General features: G+C 58.3%; 6 protein-coding genes. All 6 read left to right on the plus strand.

Annotated elements, in window-relative coordinates:
- The 6 genes from ACTQY1_RS05095 to ACTQY1_RS05120 all read left to right on the plus strand — a co-directional run bounded on the left by ACTQY1_RS05095 (position 1) and on the right by ACTQY1_RS05120 (position 6,190).
- Positions 1-1,125, plus strand: a complete 1,125-nt coding sequence (locus tag ACTQY1_RS05095) for a hypothetical protein (RefSeq protein ID WP_441373883.1) — start codon at positions 1-3, stop codon at positions 1,123-1,125.
- A 16-nt stretch (positions 1,126-1,141) separates the two neighbouring features.
- On the plus strand, positions 1,142-2,713 hold the full coding sequence (locus ACTQY1_RS05100; RefSeq protein ID WP_441373884.1) for a DUF4127 family protein: 1,572 nt from the start codon (positions 1,142-1,144) through the stop codon (positions 2,711-2,713).
- Positions 2,714-2,764: 51 nt separating this feature from the next.
- On the plus strand, positions 2,765-4,063 hold the full coding sequence (locus ACTQY1_RS05105) for an amidohydrolase (RefSeq protein WP_022486849.1): 1,299 nt from the start codon (positions 2,765-2,767) through the stop codon (positions 4,061-4,063).
- Between the two features lie 372 nt (positions 4,064-4,435).
- Positions 4,436-4,957 (plus strand): hypothetical protein, encoded by a 522-nt coding sequence (locus ACTQY1_RS05110; protein ID WP_022486850.1) that lies wholly within the window; start codon positions 4,436-4,438, stop codon positions 4,955-4,957.
- A 2-nt stretch (positions 4,958-4,959) separates the two neighbouring features.
- The gene (locus ACTQY1_RS05115; RefSeq protein ID WP_154487880.1) at positions 4,960-5,394 is read left to right on the plus strand and encodes an HD domain-containing protein; all 435 of its coding nucleotides are present in this window, start codon (positions 4,960-4,962) and stop codon (positions 5,392-5,394) included.
- 37 nt (positions 5,395-5,431) lie between these two features.
- Positions 5,432-6,190 (plus strand): tetratricopeptide repeat protein, encoded by a 759-nt coding sequence (locus ACTQY1_RS05120; RefSeq protein ID WP_441373885.1) that lies wholly within the window; start codon positions 5,432-5,434, stop codon positions 6,188-6,190.
- The last annotated feature ends 441 nt before the right edge of the window (positions 6,191-6,631 follow it).

Genomic DNA, 6,631 nt, shown 5'->3' on the forward strand with positions numbered 1-6,631 from the left:
ATGACAAAACAGCAGACCGCCGGGAATCCTTCGCCGGATCCCCGGCAAAAAGAACAGGAGCAGGCACAGGCCCGGCGCCGGAAAAAGAAAAAAATCGCTCTGGGGGCGGCCCTGGCGGTGCTGATCGGGGCCGTTTCCGGCTGGTACTTCCTGTACTATATCCGCACCCCCCAGTATGCGGTGAAACTGATCCGGGAATCAGTGAACAAGCACGATATCGTTACCTTCCAGGACCATACGGACCTTACGAAAGTGGTGGACAAGGGGTATGATGCCCTGCTGGCCGCCCAGGGGGAAAATGACGTGGAGGACGGTTACACCGAAGGGGAAAAGGATGAAATCACCCGGCACCTGGAGGAATTGATCCACAATGCCGTCCTGACCGGGGACTGGACCGATTCCTACCGGAAGACCCACCCGGACAAGGTGCTGCCAGTGGACTGGAATGCCCTGAAGGTGAAGGACATCCAGCCCGGGGCCAGCTATCCCCAGGACGCCCTGGTGAACGTCCAGCTGGATAATCCGGCGGTGGGCACGGATACCCTGGTGCTCCACATGCAGAAAAATGAAAAAGGGGACTGGCAGCTGGTGGAAATCACCAACCTGAAAGGGTATTACGGGAAGATCCTCCAGAAAAATCCCCGGACCAAACAGACGAAACAGGCGGCAGGAGTGGCCGGAGCCGTGCTCCAGGCGGCCCAAGGACTGGAAGACACCCCCCTGGCTCCCCTCTATGAAGCAGTCCGGGACAAGGTCCAGGAAGCCACTGGCAGTGATGAGCCAGCAGGGGGCAGTGGGACACAGGGAGGCACCCGGCGGAAAAGTGCCGGCAGCCAGGGCACCGTTCTGCCTCCTGCGGTCCAGGGACCCGGAACCACCAGCCCGGAAACCCTGGAACAGCAGCGTCAGGCCCTCCAGAAGGCCCTGAACAGCCCCCTTATAGGCAAAGTGGTAAGGACACTGGTGGACCACCAGGATGAGATCCTGGCCAAACTGGACCAGCTGGCCCAGGCTGCCCAGAACGGCCAGGGAGATGCCGCCATCCAGCAGGAAATCAGCAAATACCAGGGCCAGCTCCAGACCATAGCCAAGATCCTGGATCTGGCGGCCAGATGGATGAATTAGAAAAAGAGGTGCAGACTTGGGCTGGTGTAAACGTTTTGGTGCTTTTGTTGTGCTGCTGATGGGTGTTTGTGCACCGGCGGCAGCGGAGAAAATCCTTTTCATTCCCCTGGACAACCGTCCCGTGTCCCTGACCTATACGGTGGACAGCTTCCGGAAGGCAGGGGTCCAGGTGGTGACCCCGCCGGAGAAGTTCCTGGCCAGCGACCGGCAGAACGGGGACCCGGACAAGCTGGCCCAATGGCTGGACCAGGAAGCCCGGGGAGCGGCAGGAGCGGTGGTGTCCACGGACAGTCTCATTTACGGGGGCCTGGTGCCTTCCCGGACTCATGAACTGGATCCGGCGGTGCTGGCCCAAAGGGCCAATGCTCTGCTGGCCTTCAAAAAGCGGCACCCGGGAGTGCCCCTTTACGGCTTTGCCACGGTGATGCGCTCCCCCAAGTGGAGCAGCGCTCCGGCGGAACCGGCTTACTATGCCCAGTACGGGCCTCAGATCTTCCGGTGGGGACAGCTCCGGGACAGAAAGCGGCTGGGGATCCTCACCCGGAAGGAGAAAAACGAACTGAACCAGGTGGAACAGGCTCTGCCCCTGGATATCCGCCGGGATGTACTGGAACGCCGGGGAAAGAACCTGTTTGTGCTGAAAGGGCTTACCCGGGGCCTGGAAGCAGGGAAAATGGACTATTTCCTCATCGGACGGGACGATTCCGCCCCCTATTCCGAAGCCCATAAAGATGCGGCGGACCTGGAAAATTTCGCCGACCCGGCCTTCCGGTACAAGTTCCGGAGTTTTTCCGGGGCGGACGAACTGGGGATGGTGCTGCTGAACCGGGCCCTGAACAAGGCACGGGGAGAGACCCCTCTGGTATACGGCTGGTACAATGGGGGCACCGGAGCCGCCACTGTGGCCAGTTACGAGGACAGCCCCATGGGCACCAGTTACCGGCAGCATGTGCTGGCTGCAGGAGGATACCCGGCCCGGACGGACAAGCGGGCGGACCTGGTGCTGGGGCTCTATACCCCGGGGGACGGGGTGACCCTGGGTGCGGATTCTGCCGCCAACGGACCGGATCTGGATGAACAGGGCCAGCAGTTCCTGGCCACTGCCCAAAAGTACGTCCGGCAGGGACGGAATGTGGGGATCGCCGACGTGGCCTTTGGAAACGGAGGCAGCACCGCCCTGGTAAAGGGCCTGCTGACCGGGGAACCGGGGCAGGAGCCTCTGGGGTACCGGCTGGGGTCCTACGCCGGGTGGAACACTGCCAGCAACAGCCTGGGATACGCCCTGGGCCAGGGGATGCTCCGGCCGTATCTGAGCGACCGGGACCGGCAGGACCTTTTGACCGTCCGGTACCTGGACGACTGGCTCTACCAGAGCAAAGTCCGGCAGCAGGTGCGCCAGGAACTGATCTGGCCCCGACAGTGGACGGACGGAAAGCTCACCGATGCCCAGACCGCCCAGGCGGAAACCCTGGTCACCGAAAAAATGCTGAAAGAAGGAGTGCCCCTCCTGGGCAAGCGGCCGGAACAGTACCGGTACAGCCTGCCCTGGCACAGGACCTTCGAAGTGGCAGTGAAGAGGGCAGAGTGAAGAGTGAAGAGAGCTAGAGACTGTTCAAATATATTCAGGGAGGATAAAACCATGACCTATTATGAGGAAGCTTTGGCAATGAAAGACGAAATGATCCAGCAGAGACGGGATCTCCATGCCCATCCGGAAACCGCCTGGACTGAATTCCGCACTACGTCCATCATCGCCACAGAACTGGAAAAACTGGGATATGAAGTGAAAATGGGCGCCGACGTGCTGGACGACAGTGCCCGGATGCTGGTGCCCGACGAAGATACCCTGAAAAAATGCGCCCAGCGGGCCATCAAGGAAGGGGCCAATCCGGTGCTGGTGGACCGGATGAAAGGGGGCATGACCGGCTGCGTGGGGATCATGCACTTTGCCAAACCTGGTAAAACCGTAGCTCTCCGGTTCGACATCGACTCCCTGTTCGTGGCCGAGGACCCGGCACCCAGCCACCGGCCCAGCGCCTTGGGGTTCCAGTCCAAACACCCCGGGCTCATGCACGCCTGCGGCCATGACGGCCATGCCACCATTGGCCTGGCCGTAGCCCGGCTGGTGGCTGCTCATAAGGACAAAATGGCCGGTACCCTGAAGATCTGCTTCCAGCCCGGGGAAGAAGGGGTGGTAGGGGCCAAGAGCATGGTCCAGAGCGGCATTGTGGACGATGTGGACTACTTCCTCAGCGGCCATATCGGTCTGGGGGATTACAACGACGGATCCCTGGTGTGCATGACCAAAGGGTTCCTGGCCACCGACAAACTGGATGCGGAATTCACCGGGGTGCCCAGCCATGCAGGCGCCGAACCGGAAAAAGGGAAGAATGCCCTTTTGGCCGCTGCCCAGGCTGCCATTTCCCTCCACACCATCAGCCGCCACAGCGGTGGTTCTTCCCGGATCAACGTAGGGGTCCTGGAAGCCGGCACCGGCCGGAACGTGGTGCCCGCCAACGGTCTGATTAAATTCGAGACCCGGGGAGAAACTGCCGAAATCAACGACTTCATGGCCAAAGAAGCCAGACGGATGTGCCGGGCCGCTGCCATGCTCTATGATGTGGACGTAAAGATCACCCCCCGGGGCAGCGCCACTTCCTCCAACTCCTCCAAGGAGATGGGAGAAGAAATCTATGATTTGGTGAAATCCCAGAATCTGTACCAGCATGTGGTAAAGGAACAGAAAGTCAGCGGCAGTGAAGACTGCTGCTACTTCATGAGCCGGGTCCAGGAACACGGCGGCCAGGCCGTCTACATGCTCTACGGCACCAAAGAAGCCGCCGGCCACCATCAGAGCGATTTTGATTTCAACGAAGACGTACTGCCCCGCACCGCCGCAACCATCACCCTGCTGGTGGAGCATTTTGGGAACAAGTAAGAGTGCAGAGTGAAGAGTGAAGAGCGGGCCTGTGGCCTGCCCCTACGGCGTCAGGGTCGGATGAAATGATCCCAGAAACGGAATTTTCGACAATTCCGTTTCTGGGATTTTTTTTGGATCGATTGATACCAAGGTTGTAGGGGCTGCACCCAGGGGAACCCGTCCCGGCCGCCGGTTTTTCCATGCAAGGCCAAATGGCCAGGCATTTGGCCTCCATGTGCAGTTCTGTGGGCTGTCTCATGGATGGGTCACTTTCCTTTGATTGTTAAAAAATATCTGTCCCCTTTTTTCCCCATTGGATGTCTTATAATAAGAAGAGAGAAAGCAGAGAACCAAGGATCCAAAGAGAGATTTCTATAGGAGGAATGGAGTATGGAGAGCCAATTGCTGGATCAGTTCGGAACGCGGCACTGTGGGGTATTCCTGGGGGTGGATCCCGAAAATCTGGAAGCCCTGAAGCGGTGGCTGCGTCTGGTGGATTTTCGCTGTGAATGGGTCTGGGGCGGACGGGAGCCCTGCTGTCAGGTACTGGTCCATATGAATGCACTGTACCGGCCGGTGTTGGAACGGCTGGGCCCTGCCATGAGCCGGCGGTTTGGGCAGAAAGGAACCCTTTTTGCCGACGAAAACGGCCAGGCCTGGGAATTTTCCCAAAAGGGAGACAAGGGCAAAGCCCTGGGACCACTGACACCCCAGGTGCTGGATCGGTTTTACAGCAGCCTCCTGGGGGAACCCTTCCACTTTCAGGGGTTCCGATTCATGTACACGGTGAATACCGGAGTGCCTGCCATCATCATGGCCCAACATGTCCATGAGCTGATGGAAAAATATGAAGACTGGGATGTACGGTTCCTGGAGAGAATGGGAAATCCAAATGTGAATAAGGAGTGGTGAAAATGGATAAACTGGTATTGGCCTATGAAGTGGCAAAGAAATTCCACGCCGGACAAAAGGACCGGGCCGGGAAAGACTACATTTATCATGTGAAGTTCGTATCGGATCAGGTGCTTCCCCTGGGGGAAGAATATGCCCTGGTGGGGATGCTCCATGATACCCTGGAAGATACGGCCATGGACCGGGGAACCCTGGAACAGTTGTTTGGGAAAACCGTGGCAGATGCGGTGGCCCTGCTGACCCATGACAAGAAGGTGCCCTATCTGGAGTATGTGCGGCAGATCAAAGAAAGCGGGAATCCCTACGCCATCGCCGTGAAAAAGGCGGACCTGCGGAACAATATGGACCTGACCCGGCTGCCGGAAGTGACGGAAAAGGACCGGAAACGGGTGGAAAAATACCGCAAAGCGTACGGGATTTTAAGTGAAGAGCAGTAGGCCGACAGAGAGCTGGGCATCGCAGGAGGTTCAGACTATGGAGAGCAAAGCAGGGGAAAAAGTAAAGCAGGCAGATGCAAAGGAACAGCTGGGGAAAGAAACTTGTGAACTGGATCAACTGTTTTTGAATCTTCCAGCTGGGGAGGCTTATCCTCAAATCCAGGCGAAAGCCTGGGATGGCTGCGGCCGGGCTCTTTTTCTTCTGGCTCTGTACCTGGATGGAGGATATGGAACCTTCTTCCTGGATGAGGGACTGGCCCGGTCTTACGCTTCTGCGGCTTCCCGGGCCGGGGATCCGGTGGCTCCTGCCTTTGGCGCATTGAAAGACCTGCCCGGCCTGGGCGAATCCGTCCGGGTGTTCGTCCGGCAGAGAGAAAAAATCCGGGCCCGGGCAGCAGAAGGAGACTTCCTGGCACAGTATTATCTGGGAATCATGTACGCCTATGGAGAAGGCGTGGATCCATCCTATGAAGAAGCTCTGATTTGGTTCGGGAAGTCCGCTGCCCAGGGCTTTGCAGCGGCCCAGCTGGCCATGGGTTCCTTTCTCCGGCTGGTGAGTGAAGAGAAAAATGAAAGCTGGCGGGAGAAACGGCTGGCATGGTATCAGAAAGCCGCTGCAAAAGGCCATGCAGAAGCCCAGGTGCGTCTGGCCCAGGAATACCGGCTGCGCTGCCATGACCTGGAACAGGCCGGAATCTGGTATGAGAAAGCCGCCCGACAGGGCCATCCCGGGGCCTGTGAAATCATGGGACACTTTTGGGAAAGTGGATACCTGGGCCAGGCAGACCCTGCCTAGGCCCTGGTCTGGTATCGGAAAGCCTGGTTACGAGGCAGCCCCAGCGCCTGCAATGCCATTGCCAGACTGTACGAAGAAGGCAGGGGTGTTCCCCAGTCATGGAAACAGGCAGCAATGTGGTATAAAAGGTATTGGGGGAGATAGAAAGTTTGTGAAATGGGGTGGGGACTTTCAAGTCTCCGGGATTTAAAAGGAGACCATCTGCCGGAGGCAGATGGTCATGAGCTGACAGTCACTAGTCTCTAGTCTCTAGCGGAAGGAGGGAACCCGCCGGGCGGGTTCCTGGGAACGTATAAAAAGCGCAGGCCGGGATGGGCGTGCCTTTGGCGCGCCCCTCGTATAATAGAGTTGTACCAGATATTCCCTTTTATAGTGAATTACGGTACGATTAGAATGGAGCTGTGGATCGGTTGCGCGCCCCTACCGCTTGACGGTTTTCGT

Source organism: Acidaminococcus sp. HCP3S3_G9_1 (assembly GCF_052122455.1).
Taxonomy (GTDB): Bacteria; Bacillota; Negativicutes; order Acidaminococcales; family Acidaminococcaceae; genus Acidaminococcus.

Coding starts and splice junctions, on each gene's coding strand:
- ACTQY1_RS05115 (WP_154487880.1), top strand. CDS start 4,960: ATGGATAAACTGGTATTGGCCTATGAAGTGGCAAAGAAATTCCACGCC.
- ACTQY1_RS05095 (WP_441373883.1), top strand. CDS start 1: ATGACAAAACAGCAGACCGCCGGGAATCCTTCGCCGGATCCCCGGCAA.
- ACTQY1_RS05110 (WP_022486850.1), top strand. CDS start 4,436: ATGGAGAGCCAATTGCTGGATCAGTTCGGAACGCGGCACTGTGGGGTA.
- ACTQY1_RS05105 (WP_022486849.1), top strand. CDS start 2,765: ATGACCTATTATGAGGAAGCTTTGGCAATGAAAGACGAAATGATCCAG.
- ACTQY1_RS05120 (WP_441373885.1), top strand. CDS start 5,432: ATGGAGAGCAAAGCAGGGGAAAAAGTAAAGCAGGCAGATGCAAAGGAA.